We start from the raw sequence: 15,570 nt of genomic DNA, 5'->3' as shown, positions 1-15,570 counted from the left end.
CTCTTCTGAAGACGCGTTGTCGTCACGCTGGATAGCCTGCACACCGCTTGTCGGCGTGTTTGATCGCCGCTTTCGGTCGCGCCAGCAATCGCTACACCAGCCCGCGTCTATTGCTACGATCAATCTATCTCGCTTTCGGACACTTTTCTACCCCGGGCTGCCCCTTACAGGAGGATCGTCACATGCGGAAGTTGCTATCACGCTCTTCGGATGTATGCCGGATTTCCTCAACCTTTGCACTGGTCCGAACCCACCCCAAGTCTGATTAACCACTCACGGACGGTGTTCCCGATAACATCAGGATGATCTTCCTGCAGATAATGAATGCCGGCGCCTAACTCTACAACTTCGCAATCCTGAATGTTCTTCACAAAAATTTCGGCGACGGATGGGGAGACCAGAGCGCCCGGATTCGCTGTGAAAAGCAGCTTCGGATACGACGACTGTGCCAGCTCACGATGCGCTTCCTGCAGGATCGAGTACACATCCGCCGGTTCTCCGGCTATCGGCAATTCATTCGGGAAACGCCAGGTGGGTCGACGCGACTCCGGAGTCGGAAAAGGTGCTCTGTACACCGACATTTCTTCCTCGGTCAGTTTTCGCACGGTTGCCGCGGGAAGAACCTGCTCCACGAATGCATTGTCTTCAAGTATCAGCTTTTCACCCACTCCGGGCGTCCTGAACTTCTGGAAGATTTCGCGGGCATCCACGTGAAAATCATTCCAGGTTGGCATCGGCCACGTGAACTCCATAAACGCAAGCCCGCGGATAAACTCGGGCCTGCGCGCCGCGAGGTGAAAGGCCAACGCCGTTCCCCAGTCCTGCGCGACGACGAACGCCGACGAGATTCCAGCGTTAGCAAGAAACGCATCGAGGTATCGCACATGATCGGCGAACCGATACTCGATATCCGGTTTTCCCGATTGGCCGAAGCCAATCAGATCCGGTGCGATGCAATGCGCCACGGGCGCAACCAGCGGGATAATGTTCCGCCATATGTACGACGAAGTTGGGTTGCCGTGCAGAAAAAGCACGACCGGTGCCTCGGGATCGCCCGCTTCCCGATAGGCCATCGTCGAACCCAGCACATTCACATGAGCCAATTCGACATCAAAAAGCGCAGTCATCTTTGCTCCTTGAAGATAGTTTGGAAAACGATGTTCTTGAAGCGGTCCAGTGCGGCCGGCCCGCGTTCAACCTTCATCCGAAGAATGGCGCCTTCCCATGAGGCGAGGAGGAATTCGGCGAGATCCAGCGGATCGAACGCCGAATCCATTTCGCCGGCGTTTTGAGCCTCGGCGATGCATGCGGCGAAGGGAGCGCGCCACTCCTGGAATATGGCCTCGAGCCGCTCGCGCAAGAGATCGCTTTGCGAGGCGGTCTCGAGACTGAAGTCGCCGATCAGACAACCGCGATTCCACTTGTCGTCGGCCAGGACGCCGCTAATGATGTCCAGATACCGCTTCAATCGCTGCCGGGGCGTCAGCGACGTATCGTCCAGAGCCTCTTTGACCAAGCCCTTGGTGTGAGCAAAATAACGGTCGAGCACCTCTTCCGCAAACGCCTCCTTGGAGCGGAAGTGATTGGTGAAGGAGCCGTGCGGAGCGCCTGCGGCCGCGCAGATGTCGCGCACACTCGCCCCCTCGTACCCCGTCTGGAGCATGACCTTGAGGCCGGCGTTAAGGATGTCTTCGCGAAACGATGGTTTGCTCATGGCGGGAATACACTCGTGCGTATCTGTCTAAAATACAGTCGTGCGTATTCCGCTGTCAAGCGCTATTTTGAAGGGCCGTGATGAGCCGCCGGATGTGCAGCAACAGCCAAAACGTAGCTTTGACCGTTGCTGAATCAGAGGCCCGCGTAGCGGCTGCGCTGCATACCTTCTGCGAGGGAATCAAGAGGCCCGTTTCGCTGCCCTCTGCCGATCCGGTTAGAGGCGAACCACGTCGATGATGGCGTCGGCAAATGCCTTCGGCGCTTCCTGTGGCAAGTTGTGTCCAATGCCGCCGTCGATGTTGCGGTGCTGATACTTGCCGGTGAACTTCTTCGCGTAGGCTGCCGGCTCCGGGTGCGGTGCGCCGTTGGAATCGCCCTCCATCGTGATGGCCGGCACGGAGATAGCCGGCGCTGTCGCCAGACGCGCTTCAAGCGAGTCGTATTGCGGCTCGCCCTGGGCCAGCCCAAGTCGCCAGCGGTAGTTGTGAATCACCACCGCGACATGATCAGGATTGTTGAACGACTCGGCCGAGCGGTCGTAGGTCGCATCGTCGAAATTCCACTTGGGCGACGCGAGACGCCAGATCAGCTTGTTGAAGTCGTGGCGGTTCGCTTGATAACCCTCGTAGCCACGCTCCGTTGCGAAATAGAATTGATACCACCACTGCAGTTCAGCCTTCGGCGGCAGCGGTGCCTTGCCGGCTGCCTGACTTCCGATCAGATAGCCGCTCACCGACACAATCGCCTTGACCCGTTGCGGCCACAGCGCCGCAACGATATCGACCGTGCGCGCGCCCCAATCGAAGCCGCCAAGGATCGCCTGGTCGATCTTCAATGCATCCATCAATGCAATGACGTCGACTGCGACAACAGACTGCTGCCCGTTGCGAGGCGTATCTGCGGACAGAAAACGCGTCGACCCATAGCCGCGCAGATACGGGACGATGACCCGGTAGCCGGCGGCTGTCAGGATCGGCGTCACTTCAGCAAAGCTATAGATATCGTATGGCCAGCCGTGCAGCAGGATGACCACGGGTCCGTTCTGCGGGCCCGCTTCCGCGTAACCGATATTGAGCGTCCCGGCATTGATCTGGCGAATGTTGTCGAACGAAGCAACGCGCGTTGCACCCTTCGTGCCGCCCGTCGCGTCATTCGACTGCGCGTTGGCGAGTCCGCTTAGGCTCAACTCCAGCAAACTGATGCCCGCTACTGTCGTGCCCAGCAGACGACGACGTCGCGTATTGATCTCTTCCGTCATTGCAGATTCTCCTCAAAGATTAGCTACAGCTTGCGCAGCGCCCGATTTACACAGGCTCTTGATGAATGTCGACCGGCCTCACGGCTTGGCGTAAATCGGGCCGAGACCGATCACTTTCGACCCGGCGTCGTGCGTGCCCGAACCCGAGCCCGAAGTACCGGTGACCGACGGCCCATACGATGACGCCACAAGCGCATGTTGCGCGTTAATGCGTGCCTCTGCTGCTTGAATGTTCTGCGGATATTGCGTTTGATCGCCGTTCGGGTTGTAGCCGGCTTTTTCCAGTTCGACCAGTTGCGCACGTACATCGGCGCGGGTAAGCGGCTGATTCGATTGTGCAAACGAAAGCGCGGGAAGAGCAACCACAGCAGCGATCAACAGCGATTGAATGACTTTCATTATTTCCACCTTGAAAAAAGAGTTTTTCCAGCAAGCGTCCCTTGGAATGTCTGGCTTGCGAAGCCAGAACATCTGGCCTGAAAGTATTAGAACCCGTGGACGTATCTGGTTTGTGTCTGCGAGACGGCGCCAGTGCAACGTTATGTAATCACCGTCGATGTAGATACATTGCGATACAAAGAGCCTCACCGCCTCATGCATCTTCCACGACGGACAGGCTGGCACCATTGGCCACGCTGGCCTCCAGCGAATACGGATCGACGCCTTCCAGGCAACCGATGTTGACGCGCCAGAGCTGCGGATCCTTACGTGTCTGGTGGAACGGATAAATGCCGCAATGCTTGCAGAAGTAGTGCTTCGCCGTGCGCGTATTGAACTGGTACAGCGTCAGCGAATCCTCACCACTCAGTATCTTCAGTTCGCCTGCAGCGAACGTCGGCGTCATTAACGCGCCCTTGCGCCGGCACAGGCTGCAATTGCAGCGCGTAGCGGGGACGACGGCAGTAAGGACTTCAAATTTCACGGTCCCGCAATGACAGGATCCGTGCAGCAATTCGGTGCTCATAGGTGCTCTCCGCAGTAGGAATGGCTGCTTTATAGCCTGCTACACGCGGCGCTTTGTATCGCAATGTATCTGGGCGCTTCCCTGACACAAAACATTGCACCCGGGCCCCTTGACGACACATGCCAGATACGAACGGACGTTCAAATGCAGTCATCGCTCATCACTGGAATGCCCGCCCGGTTCCCCCTTTAAAGGACTCTGACATGTTCTCCCGACTCAAAACCGCCGCGACCATCGCCCTCGCCGTTGCAGCCGTGGCAAGCAGCGCCACGGCCATCGCAAGTTTCGTTGGAAGCCCCGCGGCCGATAGTGCCTCCGGTTCCGTCGTAAATCAGGTAGCGCCCGAATTCACCGGCATCAATCACTGGCTCAATAGCGATCCCCTGACCATGCAGCAGTTGCGCGGCAAGGTTGTGCTGGTCGATTTCTGGACCTACACCTGCATCAACTGCATCCACGTACTGCCCTACGTCAAAACCTGGAACGACAAATATAAGGACCAAGGCCTGGTGGTGGTCGGCGTCCACACGCCCGAGTATTCGTTCGAGCGCGACACGGACAACGTCCAGAAGGCCATCAAGCGCCTCGGCATTACGTACCCGGTAGCACAGGACAACCACTATGCAACGTGGAGCGCTTACGACAATCAGTATTGGCCGGCGTTTTATCTGGTCGACAAGAAAGGACGCGTGGTCTACACACACTTCGGCGAAGGTGACTACGACCAGACCGAGGCGAAGATCAAGGCCTTGCTGGCCGAGAATTCGTGATTCGTATCGCAATGCATCCGGGCTACGAGGCGATACGCAACATTGCAATCGCCCCGCTTTCTATTGGATCGCTATCGGGTTGCTTGCTGACTACAATACGATAAGCAATCCTTCTTATGCTGGTTCAGAAACTGGTTGAAAAGACCGTATCACTGATCGGAAAACCTTATGCCAGACAACACCCCTCTCCAGGTGCCATCGCGCCGCCGTTTCATTGGCGTAGCCGCGGCAGCCGTAGCGGCGGGCTCATTGAGCCAACTCGCTTTCGCCGAAACGAATCAAGCTATCACCGACGCAGCGCCGCCGACGAGCGGCGACAAGACCGCTATTCGTCCACTTCGCGTGCATGTGCCTGAAGCGCAACTGATCGATTTGCGCCGACGCATCAAAGCGACCCGGTGGCCTGAGCGGGAGACGGTCACCGATGACTCGCAAGGCGTGCCCCTCGCGATGATTCAGGAGTTCGCGCGCCACTGGTCGACCGATTACGATTGGCGCAAGTGCGAAGCAAAGCTGAACTCGTTGCCGAATTTCGTCACTGAGATCGACGGACTGGACATTCACTTCATCCACGTTCGTTCGAAACATGAAAACGCGATGCCACTCATCGTCACACACGGCTGGCCCGGCTCGATCATCGAGCAGTTCAAGATTATCGATCCGCTTACCAAGCCCACGGCATATGGCGCGAGCGCGTCGGATGCGTTTCATCTGGTCATTCCGTCTTTGCCCGGTTATGGATTTTCTGGCAAACCGACTACGACCGGCTGGGATCCTGAGCGCACCGCGCGTGCCTGGGTCGTGCTAATGAAGCGTCTTGGTTACGAGAAATTTGCCGCGCAAGGCGGCGATCTGGGCGGCGTTGTCTGCAACGTGATGGCCAAACAGGCTCCGCCGGAATTGCTGGGCATCCACGTCAACTTCCCCGCGACTGTTCCGCCCGAGATTGTGAAAGCGCTTCAAGCCGGTGATCCCCCGCCGGCCGCCCTTTCGGACGACGAAAAGCACGCTTACGAGCAACTGAGCAGCGCCGCCAAGAAGCGGCGCGCTTACGCCTTGGAACAGGGCACGCGGCCACAGACGCTCTACGGACTGTCGGACTCGCCCGTTGCGCTGGCAAGCTGGCTTCTCGATCACGGCGACGGCTATGTTCAGCCGGCGGCGGCGCTGACCTCAGCCGTGTTTGGGCACCCCGTCAATGGAGAATCCGCAGGCGCGCTGACACGAGACGACCTGCTCGACGACATCACGCTCTACTGGTTGACGAACACGGGAATTTCCGCGGCGCGCTTCTATTGGGAATCGCACTTCAACTTCACGGCCGCCGCCGATATATCTGTCCCGGCTGCCATAAGCGTCTTTCCTCGCGAGAACTACCAGGCTCCGCGAAGCTGGACAGAGCGGGCATATCACAACCTCATCTATTACAACAGGGTCGATAAAGGCGGACACTTTGCGGCATGGGAACAGCCGCAATTATTTGCCGAAGAAGTCCGTGCGGGTTTGAGACCGCTGCGGACCTAACTGGGCGGCGCTGGCGCGGCGGCAGGCTGGGTGCGCCGCGCGGCCTATTGGCTTAACGCGCGGGCAATTTCCAGCCCGGCCGGATGAAGTGACACGTGTATCCGTCAGGAAGGCGTTCGAGATAGTCCTGATGTTCCGGCTCGGCCTCCCAGAACGGGCCCGCGGGAGCGATCTCGGTGACGACCTTGCCGGGCCAGAGGCCGGATGCATCGACGTCCGCCACGGTGTTCAGCGCCACCTGTTTCTGCTCATCGCTTAGATAGAAGATGGCCGAGCGGTAGCTCATCCCAACGTCGTTGCCCTGGCGGTTTTTGGTTGTCGGGTCGTGAATCTGGAAGAAAAATTCAAGGATCTGACGATAGCTGATCTTGCTCGGGTCGAATACGATCTCGATACCCTCTGCGTGGGTGCCATGGTTACGGTACGTGGCGTCAGGCACGTCACCGCCCGTGTAGCCGACCCGCGTGGATAGCACGCCGGGGTAGCGCCGCAGCAGGTCCTGCATGCCCCAGAAACACCCGCCGGCCAGGAGGGCGGTTTCGGTTTGCGTCGTCATTTCATTCATCTCCATCAGTGGCGTGACTCTACCGAGTACACAAATCACAAGTTAGTTTGCCTGCCGGGCGGTTCCTCGACCGATTTGCCGGCGGCGGCACCCCGGCAGCATGCCAGAGTTCAACCATCTTTGCCGACGGGGCGAGCGACGCCGCTAGCCGACCTCCTGCCCCTTGTCGATACCCGGTTCGGCGAAGGTCTCTTCAAGATGTGGAATCCGGTCCGCCCGTTCCGGCTTTCCAAGCAGGAAGCCTTGGGCGTGAGTGCATCCGCAGGCACGTACGAATTCCAGGTGCTCCGGCGTCTCGATGCCTTCCGCAGTGGTGGGCATGCCCATTTCCCGCGCTAAAGCCACAATCCCCCGCACCACTGCGGCGGATTCGCGGCGATGAACCGCGTCCATGACGAAGGAACTGTCGATCTTGAGCTTGTCGAATGAGAAACGCACGAGCGTCGACATCGTCGAAAATCCGGTTCCAAAGTCATCGAGCGAAAGCGCAATGCCCAGCGAGCGAAGTTGCGCGACGTTACGCCGGGTCGCGCTATCGTCGCTCAGCAGCACGGATTCTGTGACCTCGATGTTCAGGCGCTCCGGCGATAAGTTCGTTTTCCGAAGAATCGACGCAACCGTCGCGGCAAAAGATTCCTCGCGCAATTGCACGGGCGACACGTTGACTGCGACAGCAACCGGTTCGCGCCATGCCGCGGCTTCCGTGCAGGATTGCAGCAACGCCCACTCTCCCAACGCGAGTACCAGACCGGTGCGCTCGGCGGTCGGAATGAAGGAAATCGGAGACAGTTCGCCGCGGGTCGGATGCGTCCAGCGAAGCAAGGCCTCGCGGGCCGAGATGGTGCCGTCGCTCAGATCGAAGATCGGCTGGTACTCCATCCGCAAACCGCTGAAAGACTGCATGGCGCCTTCCAGATCGCTGCGCAGAAGACTCAAACTCTCGTCGGAAGCATGCTTGTCCGCATCGAATACAGCAAACGCACTCTTGCCGTTGCGCTTGACCGCGTACAGCGCGCGATCCGCGCAGATCAGCAATTGCGGTCCGGTCTTGCCGTGCTGCGGATAGAGCGCAACGCCAACGCTCGCACCAATATGCACGCGTGCTTCGGTCAGCACGAACGGGCGCGCCAGGGTCTTGACGATACGGCCTGCCAACGCATGGACGTCGTTGGAATGCGCAGCACCATCGGAGATGGCCACGAACTCATCGCCAGCGAGACGTCCGACCAGGCCGCCCGCCGGCAGTATTTCACGCAAGCGCACCGCCGCTTCCTGAAGGATCTCATCGCCGGCCGCATGACCCAGGCTGTCATTGATGGCCTTGAAACCGTCGAGATCGATCAGTAACACCGCGAACGATTGTTCCGGTTTCACATAACCGGCCTCGGTGCGCTCCAGCAGCAGTTCGCTGATGCGTGCGCGATTGGGCAAGCCAGTGAGGCTGTCGTGACGCGCGAGGCGATGGCTGCTTTCGCGCGCCATCAGCAGCGCAACGGTGTCGCGATTGCTGCGCAGGGCGACCGTAAAAAAGCCAGCCGCACAGAACGGTGCCTGGAACAACAGGACGAGCTTGCCCGAGCCAGGGGACAGCGCCGCCCCCAACCCTAATAGTCCAAGAATGAGGGTGATCTGAATCAGCACGAGGCGGGGCGTGCCGGCATTGCGCCCTGCCAGCCCGCCAATCACCCCCACAGCGCAGACGTTGCCGAGCAGAAAAAGTGTGTGGTCGCCGCTGATATTGCATAGCAGACTGCCGAAGCCGAACACCGCGCTCCACAGCATGCTGGCGAACAGAAACGCCGACGTGGGCGTAGGCAGGCCCCGCGCGCTCTGTCTGGAACACACATAAATCAAGCTCAGACGCGCGATTAGCAGCGCGACGACTACGCTGCCCCAAAAGGCATAAAGGTGACGGTCAGGATAGAGGTAGAACGCAGTCGCGCAGACACTGATTTCGCAGATCGACGCAAACACGATGGACGCGGTTCGCGTGAATAGATTGGCAAGTAATATTTGCCGATTTTCCACGCTCAGGTGTTGAGCGGAAGAGACGACCCATTTGAAAAACGGAGACCTTGGTTCGCTGAAAGCCATGACCTACGCATTTTGGGGTTAATGGATCGATGCAGACATCTATCGCAATTATTACGTAAACGCCAATCATCAGGTTAATTTGGCGTGCTGAAGACTCCACCGGCTCTCGCCAGGAAGGCCATGCCCGCCAGGCATGCACCTTGACCCACAAAGTCTTTTCGCTTCGCGCAAGCACCGTCTAGATTACGCATCAGGCAGCGACGCATTACCAACCCGCACCCAGCGCGCTCCATACATGACAGATATGTCAAATAACTTTGACGTTAGATTGATTCCAGATTAACCCACTCCGGAGAAACAGCCGTGACCAGCCATAGCCATCAAACCGCTCCGACCCAATATGTGGAAGCCAACGGCATTCGCTTTGCATACCGGCGCTTCGGCAAGACACGGGGCGTGCCGCTTGTGTTCAACATTCACTTCACCGGCACGATGGATCATTGGGATCCGGCTGTCACCGACGGTATTGCACAGGGCCGCGAGGTCATCCTGTTCAACAACGCCGGCATCTCCAGCACCTCCGGCGAGGTGCCCGAATCGATCGAAGAAATGGCCGCCAACGCTGCGGCGTTCATCAGGGCACTCGGTCTCACGCAGGTCGACGTATTGGGCTTTTCCATGGGCGGTCTGATTGCACAGACCCTGGCGCTAGCGGAACCGAAACTCGTCCGCCGCCTGATCCTGGTCGGCACTGGTCCGCGCAGCGGCGACAGTATGGAGTCGCTCACGCCCGAAGCTCAGGAGATCTTTGGCGCGAGCTACGCAGAGCCGGATCACCTGTGGCTTCGCGTGCATTTCTCGCCGTCGGAGGCGAGCCAGGCCGCGGGCCGCAAGTTCCTGCAGCGCTTCCGTTTGCGCAACGAGAACCGCGATCCGGAAGCCAACGAGAAGGTCGCGCCGGCGCAACTCGCCGCGCTCGCAAAATGGGGCGCACCGCGCGAAAACCCGTATGACTATCTGCATGCGCTGACTCAGCCGACGCTCGTGGTCAACGGCGACAACGACGTGATCATCTATTCGATCAACTCGTGGATCCTGCAGCAGAACATTCCAAACGCGCAATTGATCATCTACCCGGATGCGAACCACGGCTCGCTTTATCAGTATCCAGAGCGTTTCGTCACGCATGTCGCGCAGTTTTTGTCTGAAAGCGACGAAGAAGCGTGAGCGAGGTTGGCGCGGGCGGGTGCTAAGGAGCGCGATGTTTTATGAACGCCGCGCGCCACGCGCCCTGCCCTTTGAAGACGGACGCGCCCGCTGCGCGTCTGCATATTCACGAATCGTCTCGATCAGCGCGCGCAATGCGGCCGGCACGTGGTCGCGGCCGGGATAGTATAGACAGAGGCCGTCGAGCGGCGGGGTCCAGTCTTCGAGTACCCGCACCAGCGTGCCGGCCCGCAGATCGGCGGCGACATTCCACTCGCTCAGATAACCAACGCCAAGCCCCGCGCGCACGGCTTGCATCATCAGACCCGGCTCGTCCAGCGTCAGCGCCCCTTTTGCGTCAATACGCATGGCTTCGCCGTGCCGCTCGAACTCCCACTGATAGATCGAGCCACTCGGCATCCGCACGCGGATGCAGCGGTGCGCCTGCAAATCGACCGGCGTGCGTGGCGGCTTGTGCTGCGCGAAGTATGCGGGGCTGGCCACGACGGCGAAACGCAGCTTTTCGGCGAACGGTACCGCGATCATGTCGCGCGGCACCGTTTCGGCAAGACGGATACCCGCATCGAATCCCTCGACGACGATGTCAATCAAACGCCCCTCGGTGACGATATCGAGTTTGACATCCGGATACCGCTGCAGGAACGCGATAAAGAGCGGCATCGCCTGCGTGGCTGCGCCTGCCGACGTATTGATGCGCAGCGTGCCCGACACCGTGTCGCGAAAGCTGCCCGCTCGTTCGATTGCGCCGCGGATGGTCGAAAGCGCAGGCGCCACGCTGTCGACGAACTGCGTGCCCGCCTCCGACAACGACACGCTACGCGTCGTGCGATTGAAGAGGCGCACGCCAATACGCGACTCCAGCGCGGCCACCGCATGACTGAGTGCAGACGTCGAAACGCCCAGTTCAGTCGCAGCCGCACGAAAGCTGCGATGACGCGCAACGGCCAATACCGCTTCCAGTTCGCCTAGGCCCGAAGTGTTCATTATCCTAAATCGCTCAACGTTTCATGCCTGATTGTACGGCTAGTCAACGCAATCGTACCGATCTATCGTGTGTGTTTCAGAACCTTTTCAGGGAAGCAGTCATGCAGATGATCGACAAGATTTATATTGACGGCGCCTTCGTCACGCCGCACGGTGACGAACTCTTCGACCTCTTCAATCCCGCAACCGAGCAGGTGATTGGCCACGTGCGCCTCGCCGATGCGCAAGACGCCCGCGACGCAATTGCTGCCGCGAAGCGCGCCTTTCCAGCGTTTTCTCGCACTGGCAAGCGCGAGCGAATCAATATGCTGAAGCGGATGCACGAGGCCGTCCTGGCGAAAGAAGACGAGCTATACCAAGCCATCACCGAAGAATATGGCGCGCCGGTGTCGCGTGGCCGATGGATGGCTCAGCACGCGAGCAGCGTGTTACTCGAAGCGGCAAAAGTGTTGGAGGACTACGCATTCACGCGCCGCGCGGGCACCGCCGAGGTGGTCATGCAACCTCTCGGCGTCGCCGGATTGATTACCCCGTGGAATAGCAATGCGGGCTTTATCTGCGGGAAGCTGGCTGGCGCGTTGGCCGCGGGTTGCACCGCTGTCATCAAGCCGAGCGAGATGAGCGCCATCCAGACCCGCATCGTCACCGAAGCACTGCATGAAGCCGGCTTGCCAGCGGGCGTGTTCAACATCGTCACAGGACGGGGAGAGACAGTGGGTGCGCAGATCAGCACGCATCCTGATGTCGCGAAGCTCTCATTCACGGGCTCCACGGCCGTGGGCAAGACGATTCTGCGCGCTGGCGCCGAGACTTTAAAGCGCGTCACGCTCGAACTGGGCGGCAAGTCGCCGGTCGTCGTGCTCGACGATGCGAACTTCGACGAGGTGGTACCGCTTGCGATTCAGGCCGGCTTCATGAACAGCGGCCAGGCCTGTATCGCAGGCACGCGCATTCTCGTCCCGCAACACCGGTTGGCAGAGTTCGAAGCGCGCGTGCTGGAAGAAGTGGCGCATACGCAAGCAGGCGATCCACGCGATCCGCAGACCACCGTTGGCCCGATGGTCAGTCAGAAGCAGTGGGAACGCGTGCAACGCTATATCCGCATCGGCACGGACGAAGGCGCACGGCTGATCGCGGGCGGTCCAGGGCGGCCGGACGGGGTCGACGCAGGATGGTTCGTACGCCCGACAGTCTTCAGTGACGTAACGAACGACATGACGATTGCCCGTGAAGAAATCTTCGGACCGGTGCTGTCGATTCTCACGTACCGCGATATTGAAGAAGCGATCTCCATCGCCAACAACACTCACTATGGTTTGCAGGCCTATGTGTTTTCAGCGGATGTGAAGCGTGCGCGCGAAGTCGCGTCGCGGCTCGAAGCCGGCCGGGTGCTCATCAACACGCTTGCGCACGAACCGGCCGCACCGTTCGGCGGCTTCAAGCAATCGGGGATCGGCCGCGAGTACGGCACCTACGGTCTGGAAGCGTTTCTTGAACCGAAGTCCGTTCTTGGCGTGTTGTGACGGCGTCAGTCAGGCGTAGCGCGCCAGAAACATATCAGCGGCAGATTCAGCGATCTGCTTTTGTTCAGCCTTGCTGAGGGGCGGCTGTCCCATGGTCACCTGCGGCCAGAAAGCGAAGCCTTTCACGAGGCCTTGCAACTGCAGCGACGCAAACACCGGGTCCGCTGTCTTGAGGCGGCCATCGGCAGCGGCAGCACGGATCCACACGGTCAGGTCTTCTTCGCGCTCGCCCATGCGCGCCACCATGTCGCGAGCACGTTCCGGCGAATGAATGCCCGCCGCGATCGCCACGCGAGCGAGTGACAAGAAAGCCTCGTTATTCAAAAGACTCAGCTTTTTCAACAACAGTTCGAGCAACTGCCCGCGCAACGGCTGGGACGAGGAATAAGCGGTGGCCTCGCCCGCGTCACTCGAGTCCCACAACTGCCGCAGAATCGCCGCGAACAGCGCCTCCTTGCTTGGAAAATGGTTGTAGACCGTCCGCTTGGAGACGCTCGCGCGGGCGGCGACGCGATCCATGCTGGTGGCGTCGAAGCCGGCCGCGAGAAATTCTTCGATGGCCGCGTTGATGATGGCGGCGCGCTTGCGGTCGGTTAGACGAAGACGGGTATCGATGGCATCCATAGTTAAAATTTTACACCATGCAGTTTACTTTTTTTCAGGATAAACTACACTGAACAGTCTACTTTGTGTATTGGAACGCCATACATGACCTCGTTCACCGAATCCATCCGTCAAGTGCTGGGCCTGACAGTGGCTCAACGCGGGCGCGAATCGTTTGGCTCGTCGGCCCAGCATGACAGCGAGCGCTTTCGTAATGTCAAACCGCGTCCCGTCGAAGGATTCGGCAAGACTTTGAGCATCGCGTGGACTGTGCTCTTCAAAAAGCCGGACGGCACGGCGCCGGCGAGCCCCCTGCCGGTCGATACGCTGACGCGTGCCCAACTCGATGCGGCGCCTGACCGCAGCCTGTTTCGCCTTGGACATTCGACCATGCTGCTCAAGCTACGTGGTCAGTTCTGGCTCACCGATCCGGTTTTCGCCGAACGTGCGTCGCCGTTCCGGCGTTTCGGTCCCAAACGCTTTCATGCGCCACCCATTGCCCTCGCCGACCTGCCGCCGCTGCGCGGCGTGATTCTGTCGCACGACCACTATGACCATCTGGATCACGAGACAGTGCTTGCGCTCGCCGCCAAAACGGGCGTGTTTCTGACGCCGCTGGGTGTCGGCGACCGGCTTATCGAATGGGGTATCGACGCGTCGAAGGTGCGCCAGTTCGACTGGTGGCAAGGTACTGAGGTCGACGGCCTGGCGTTCACGGCGACGCCGGCCCAGCATTTCTCCGGCCGCAGTCTGTTCGATGGCAACAGTACCTTGTGGGCCTCGTGGGTTATCGTCGATAACGACGTGCGGGTTTTCTTCAGCGGCGACACAGGCTACTTCGACGGCTTCAAGGAAATCGGCGAGCGGTTGGGCCCGTTCGACGTGACGTTCCTCGAAACCGGCGCCTACGACGCGCAATGGCCGTACGTCCACATGCAGCCGGAAGAAACCGTGCAGGCGCACGTCGATCTGCGCGGCCGCTGGCTTATGCCGGTGCACAACGGCACCTTCGATCTGGCGATGCATCGCTGGCAGGAACCGTTCGAGCGCGTCATGGGACTCACCACGGCGCGCGGCATTCCCCTTGCGACGCCGCGGATGGGCGAGCGGCTGGATCTGGCGGCGCCTCACCGCGGAGAGCGGTGGTGGCGCAACGCCGCCGCTGCGAGCAGTTACAGCTTGAATTCGCTCACGACGTAACGGAACTTCGTTAGGACAGAATTCTGCCGCCTACGCGCGCTGCAGCGAAGCGTCCGCATCGGTCAACAGGTTCTGACGCATCCAGTCCTCCAGCCCGCGGACCCCAATGCCACGTTGCGCGTTGAAAGTCCGGCTTTTATCCCACGCTACCCCTTTCCCTGCTGCAAACACAGCCCGGTATTTTCTGATCGGATCGCCGGGCTCTTCGGCCAGCTCGCGCTCCAGTTTCGGAACGCTCCACTCCACGCGATGGACAATGCGATCCAGCATCGAGTCGATCGTATCCGCCAATTGCCGATACGTAATCGTGTCGCCAGCAACATGTACGACCTGATTCACAAAACGTGGCTCAGCGAACACGATCTCCGCGGTGAGCGCGCCAATGTCCTCCGCCGTTGTCACGGTGACGGCGTTGTCCCAGCTTCCCAGCGCATTGACCGTGTTCCGAGCCAGATCCACCACGCCGAACGACGCTTCAAACAGGAAACTGGTGAACATGCCTGTCGAGACGATGACCCACTCTGTCTGATCCTGCGAGCGTAGAAGATCGCGGACATCGAGTTGCTCATCGAACAGATCCTGCGCGCTGCCCCGGCCAATCACGTCATAGTCGACGCCGAATTGCCACGGAAAATACCGTTTGACGCCAGCGTCCAATGCGGCGCGCGCAATCTTGCGCTGCACGCCGCTGCCACCCACGAAACCTGTGCAGGAAATTAGCGTGTCGAAACGAGCGAAGACCGTCGCGAGATCAGTGACCGACTGTCCGGACAGGTCGCCGGGAATGATCTCAACGCCCAGCCCCCGCAACTCGTCAATGTCCTTCTGTTTGCGCGGATCGGCCGAATCGATAGTCGACGGACGCAAGAGCACCGCAATTGTAAGATCGGAGACTCCAGCGGCACGACGGACAAGACTGCGTAGCATGGCCATGCCAAGCTCGCCGGCGCCAAGGACAAGAATAGTTTTGTTATGCAGCATTTGCGTACCCTTCCGAAAGGATAGATTGAATGTGTCAAGCGTGCGATGGCACCCTCAACGCTCGTTGGCACTCCGGCTGCGATGTGCCACCGATCAGTGTCAACGCGATGTTCCGGAGTGTAGTGTTGGAGGCGTGCCGGATTGTTCGCTGTGGTGGAATTCAGAACACGTCCAGGTCGAATCTGATGCTTCGCAATAGCGTCCGGGTTGCGATCGAATGA

Annotated in this window: 15 protein-coding genes; 5 read left to right on the top strand and 10 right to left on the bottom strand. The window is 59.6% G+C overall.

All coding sequences use genetic code 11. The features are described from left to right. Positions 1 to 227: 227 nt before the first annotated feature. The 5 genes from P3T40_RS17995 to P3T40_RS17975 form a co-directional block, all read right to left on the bottom strand. Complete coding sequence (locus tag P3T40_RS17995) at positions 228 to 1,127, bottom strand: haloalkane dehalogenase (RefSeq protein WP_429269079.1); 900 nt, start codon at positions 1,125 to 1,127, stop codon at positions 228 to 230. Then, positions 1,124 to 1,714, bottom strand: coding sequence for a TetR family transcriptional regulator C-terminal domain-containing protein (locus P3T40_RS17990; protein WP_429269078.1), 591 nt, complete (start codon positions 1,712 to 1,714; stop codon positions 1,124 to 1,126). Before P3T40_RS17990 ends, P3T40_RS17995 begins: the two co-directional genes overlap by 4 nt. A 216-nt stretch (positions 1,715 to 1,930) precedes the next feature. Continuing rightward, positions 1,931 to 2,974: an alpha/beta fold hydrolase gene (locus P3T40_RS17985; protein WP_429269077.1), complete on the bottom strand. Its 1,044-nt coding sequence runs from the start codon at positions 2,972 to 2,974 to the stop codon at positions 1,931 to 1,933. A gap of 78 nt (positions 2,975 to 3,052) precedes the next feature. Then, on the bottom strand, positions 3,053 to 3,373 hold the full coding sequence (locus tag P3T40_RS17980; RefSeq protein ID WP_429269076.1) for a DUF4148 domain-containing protein: 321 nt from the start codon (positions 3,371 to 3,373) through the stop codon (positions 3,053 to 3,055). A gap of 193 nt (positions 3,374 to 3,566) precedes the next feature. Further along, positions 3,567 to 3,938: a GFA family protein gene (locus tag P3T40_RS17975; RefSeq protein WP_429269075.1), complete on the bottom strand. Its 372-nt coding sequence runs from the start codon at positions 3,936 to 3,938 to the stop codon at positions 3,567 to 3,569. 203 nt (positions 3,939 to 4,141) lie between these two features. Here P3T40_RS17975 and P3T40_RS17970 point away from each other — a divergent pair, with 203 nt between their 5' ends. Together P3T40_RS17970 and P3T40_RS17965 are read left to right on the top strand one after the other, a co-directional pair. After that, positions 4,142 to 4,708, top strand: a complete 567-nt coding sequence (locus P3T40_RS17970; protein WP_429269074.1) for a thioredoxin family protein — start codon at positions 4,142 to 4,144, stop codon at positions 4,706 to 4,708. A 168-nt stretch (positions 4,709 to 4,876) separates the two neighbouring features. Beyond that, positions 4,877 to 6,232 carry an epoxide hydrolase family protein gene (locus P3T40_RS17965; RefSeq protein WP_429269073.1) on the top strand — a complete coding sequence of 452 codons (1,356 nt, stop codon included), beginning with the start codon at positions 4,877 to 4,879 and terminating at the stop codon, positions 6,230 to 6,232. Positions 6,233 to 6,284: 52 nt separating this feature from the next. Here P3T40_RS17965 and msrA read toward each other — a convergent pair whose 3' ends face one another. Together msrA and P3T40_RS17955 are read right to left on the bottom strand one after the other, a co-directional pair. After that, a complete protein-coding gene (gene msrA, locus P3T40_RS17960) occupies positions 6,285 to 6,788 on the bottom strand; it encodes a peptide-methionine (S)-S-oxide reductase MsrA (protein WP_429269072.1) in 504 nt (167 codons plus the stop codon). 153 nt (positions 6,789 to 6,941) lie between these two features. Continuing rightward, positions 6,942 to 8,891 carry a putative bifunctional diguanylate cyclase/phosphodiesterase gene (locus P3T40_RS17955; protein ID WP_429269071.1) on the bottom strand — a complete coding sequence of 650 codons (1,950 nt, stop codon included), beginning with the start codon at positions 8,889 to 8,891 and terminating at the stop codon, positions 6,942 to 6,944. Between the two features lie 303 nt (positions 8,892 to 9,194). Between P3T40_RS17955 and P3T40_RS17950 the strand changes: the two genes are divergently transcribed. Beyond that, a complete protein-coding gene (locus tag P3T40_RS17950) occupies positions 9,195 to 10,058 on the top strand; it encodes an alpha/beta fold hydrolase (RefSeq protein ID WP_429269070.1) in 864 nt (287 codons plus the stop codon). Positions 10,059 to 10,097: 39 nt separating this feature from the next. Here P3T40_RS17950 and P3T40_RS17945 read toward each other — a convergent pair whose 3' ends face one another. Beyond that, the gene (locus P3T40_RS17945; protein WP_429269069.1) at positions 10,098 to 11,042 is read right to left on the bottom strand and encodes a LysR substrate-binding domain-containing protein; all 945 of its coding nucleotides are present in this window, start codon (positions 11,040 to 11,042) and stop codon (positions 10,098 to 10,100) included. 101 nt (positions 11,043 to 11,143) lie between these two features. Between P3T40_RS17945 and P3T40_RS17940 the strand changes: the two genes are divergently transcribed. Then, positions 11,144 to 12,565 (top strand): aldehyde dehydrogenase family protein, encoded by a 1,422-nt coding sequence (locus tag P3T40_RS17940; RefSeq protein ID WP_429269068.1) that lies wholly within the window; start codon positions 11,144 to 11,146, stop codon positions 12,563 to 12,565. Between the two features lie 9 nt (positions 12,566 to 12,574). Here P3T40_RS17940 and P3T40_RS17935 read toward each other — a convergent pair whose 3' ends face one another. Continuing rightward, a complete protein-coding gene (locus tag P3T40_RS17935; protein WP_429269067.1) occupies positions 12,575 to 13,189 on the bottom strand; it encodes a TetR/AcrR family transcriptional regulator in 615 nt (204 codons plus the stop codon). A gap of 84 nt (positions 13,190 to 13,273) precedes the next feature. Between P3T40_RS17935 and P3T40_RS17930 the strand changes: the two genes are divergently transcribed. After that, positions 13,274 to 14,368, top strand: coding sequence for an MBL fold metallo-hydrolase (locus P3T40_RS17930; RefSeq protein ID WP_429269066.1), 1,095 nt, complete (start codon positions 13,274 to 13,276; stop codon positions 14,366 to 14,368). A gap of 30 nt (positions 14,369 to 14,398) precedes the next feature. On the opposite strand, the gene P3T40_RS17925 is transcribed toward P3T40_RS17930, so the two are convergent. Continuing rightward, the gene (locus tag P3T40_RS17925; protein ID WP_429269065.1) at positions 14,399 to 15,349 is read right to left on the bottom strand and encodes an aromatic alcohol reductase; all 951 of its coding nucleotides are present in this window, start codon (positions 15,347 to 15,349) and stop codon (positions 14,399 to 14,401) included. Between the last annotated feature and the right edge of the window lie 221 nt (positions 15,350 to 15,570).

The sequence above is a fragment of the Paraburkholderia sp. EB58 genome (assembly GCF_050436665.1).
Lineage (GTDB): Bacteria > Pseudomonadota > Gammaproteobacteria > Burkholderiales > Burkholderiaceae > Paraburkholderia.
The sequence above is the reverse complement of the archived record's forward strand: the minus strand, read 5'-3'. Positions and strand labels throughout refer to the sequence as shown.

Excerpts from the sequence above, each read along its gene's own strand:
- P3T40_RS17945 (WP_429269069.1), bottom strand. The coding sequence starts at position 11,042 with ATGAACACTTCGGGCCTAGGCGAACTGGAAGCGGTATTGGCCGTTGCG.
- msrA (WP_429269072.1), bottom strand. The coding sequence starts at position 6,788 with ATGACGACGCAAACCGAAACCGCCCTCCTGGCCGGCGGGTGTTTCTGG.
- P3T40_RS17935 (WP_429269067.1), bottom strand. The coding sequence starts at position 13,189 with ATGGATGCCATCGATACCCGTCTTCGTCTAACCGACCGCAAGCGCGCC.
- P3T40_RS17955 (WP_429269071.1), bottom strand. The coding sequence starts at position 8,891 with ATGGCTTTCAGCGAACCAAGGTCTCCGTTTTTCAAATGGGTCGTCTCT.
- P3T40_RS17930 (WP_429269066.1), top strand. The coding sequence starts at position 13,274 with ATGACCTCGTTCACCGAATCCATCCGTCAAGTGCTGGGCCTGACAGTG.
- P3T40_RS17940 (WP_429269068.1), top strand. The coding sequence starts at position 11,144 with ATGCAGATGATCGACAAGATTTATATTGACGGCGCCTTCGTCACGCCG.
- P3T40_RS17980 (WP_429269076.1), bottom strand. The coding sequence starts at position 3,373 with ATGAAAGTCATTCAATCGCTGTTGATCGCTGCTGTGGTTGCTCTTCCC.
- P3T40_RS17965 (WP_429269073.1), top strand. The coding sequence starts at position 4,877 with ATGCCAGACAACACCCCTCTCCAGGTGCCATCGCGCCGCCGTTTCATT.
- P3T40_RS17985 (WP_429269077.1), bottom strand. The coding sequence starts at position 2,974 with ATGACGGAAGAGATCAATACGCGACGTCGTCGTCTGCTGGGCACGACA.
- P3T40_RS17970 (WP_429269074.1), top strand. The coding sequence starts at position 4,142 with ATGTTCTCCCGACTCAAAACCGCCGCGACCATCGCCCTCGCCGTTGCA.
- P3T40_RS17990 (WP_429269078.1), bottom strand. The coding sequence starts at position 1,714 with ATGAGCAAACCATCGTTTCGCGAAGACATCCTTAACGCCGGCCTCAAG.
- P3T40_RS17995 (WP_429269079.1), bottom strand. The coding sequence starts at position 1,127 with ATGACTGCGCTTTTTGATGTCGAATTGGCTCATGTGAATGTGCTGGGT.
- P3T40_RS17975 (WP_429269075.1), bottom strand. The coding sequence starts at position 3,938 with ATGAGCACCGAATTGCTGCACGGATCCTGTCATTGCGGGACCGTGAAA.
- P3T40_RS17925 (WP_429269065.1), bottom strand. The coding sequence starts at position 15,349 with ATGCTGCATAACAAAACTATTCTTGTCCTTGGCGCCGGCGAGCTTGGC.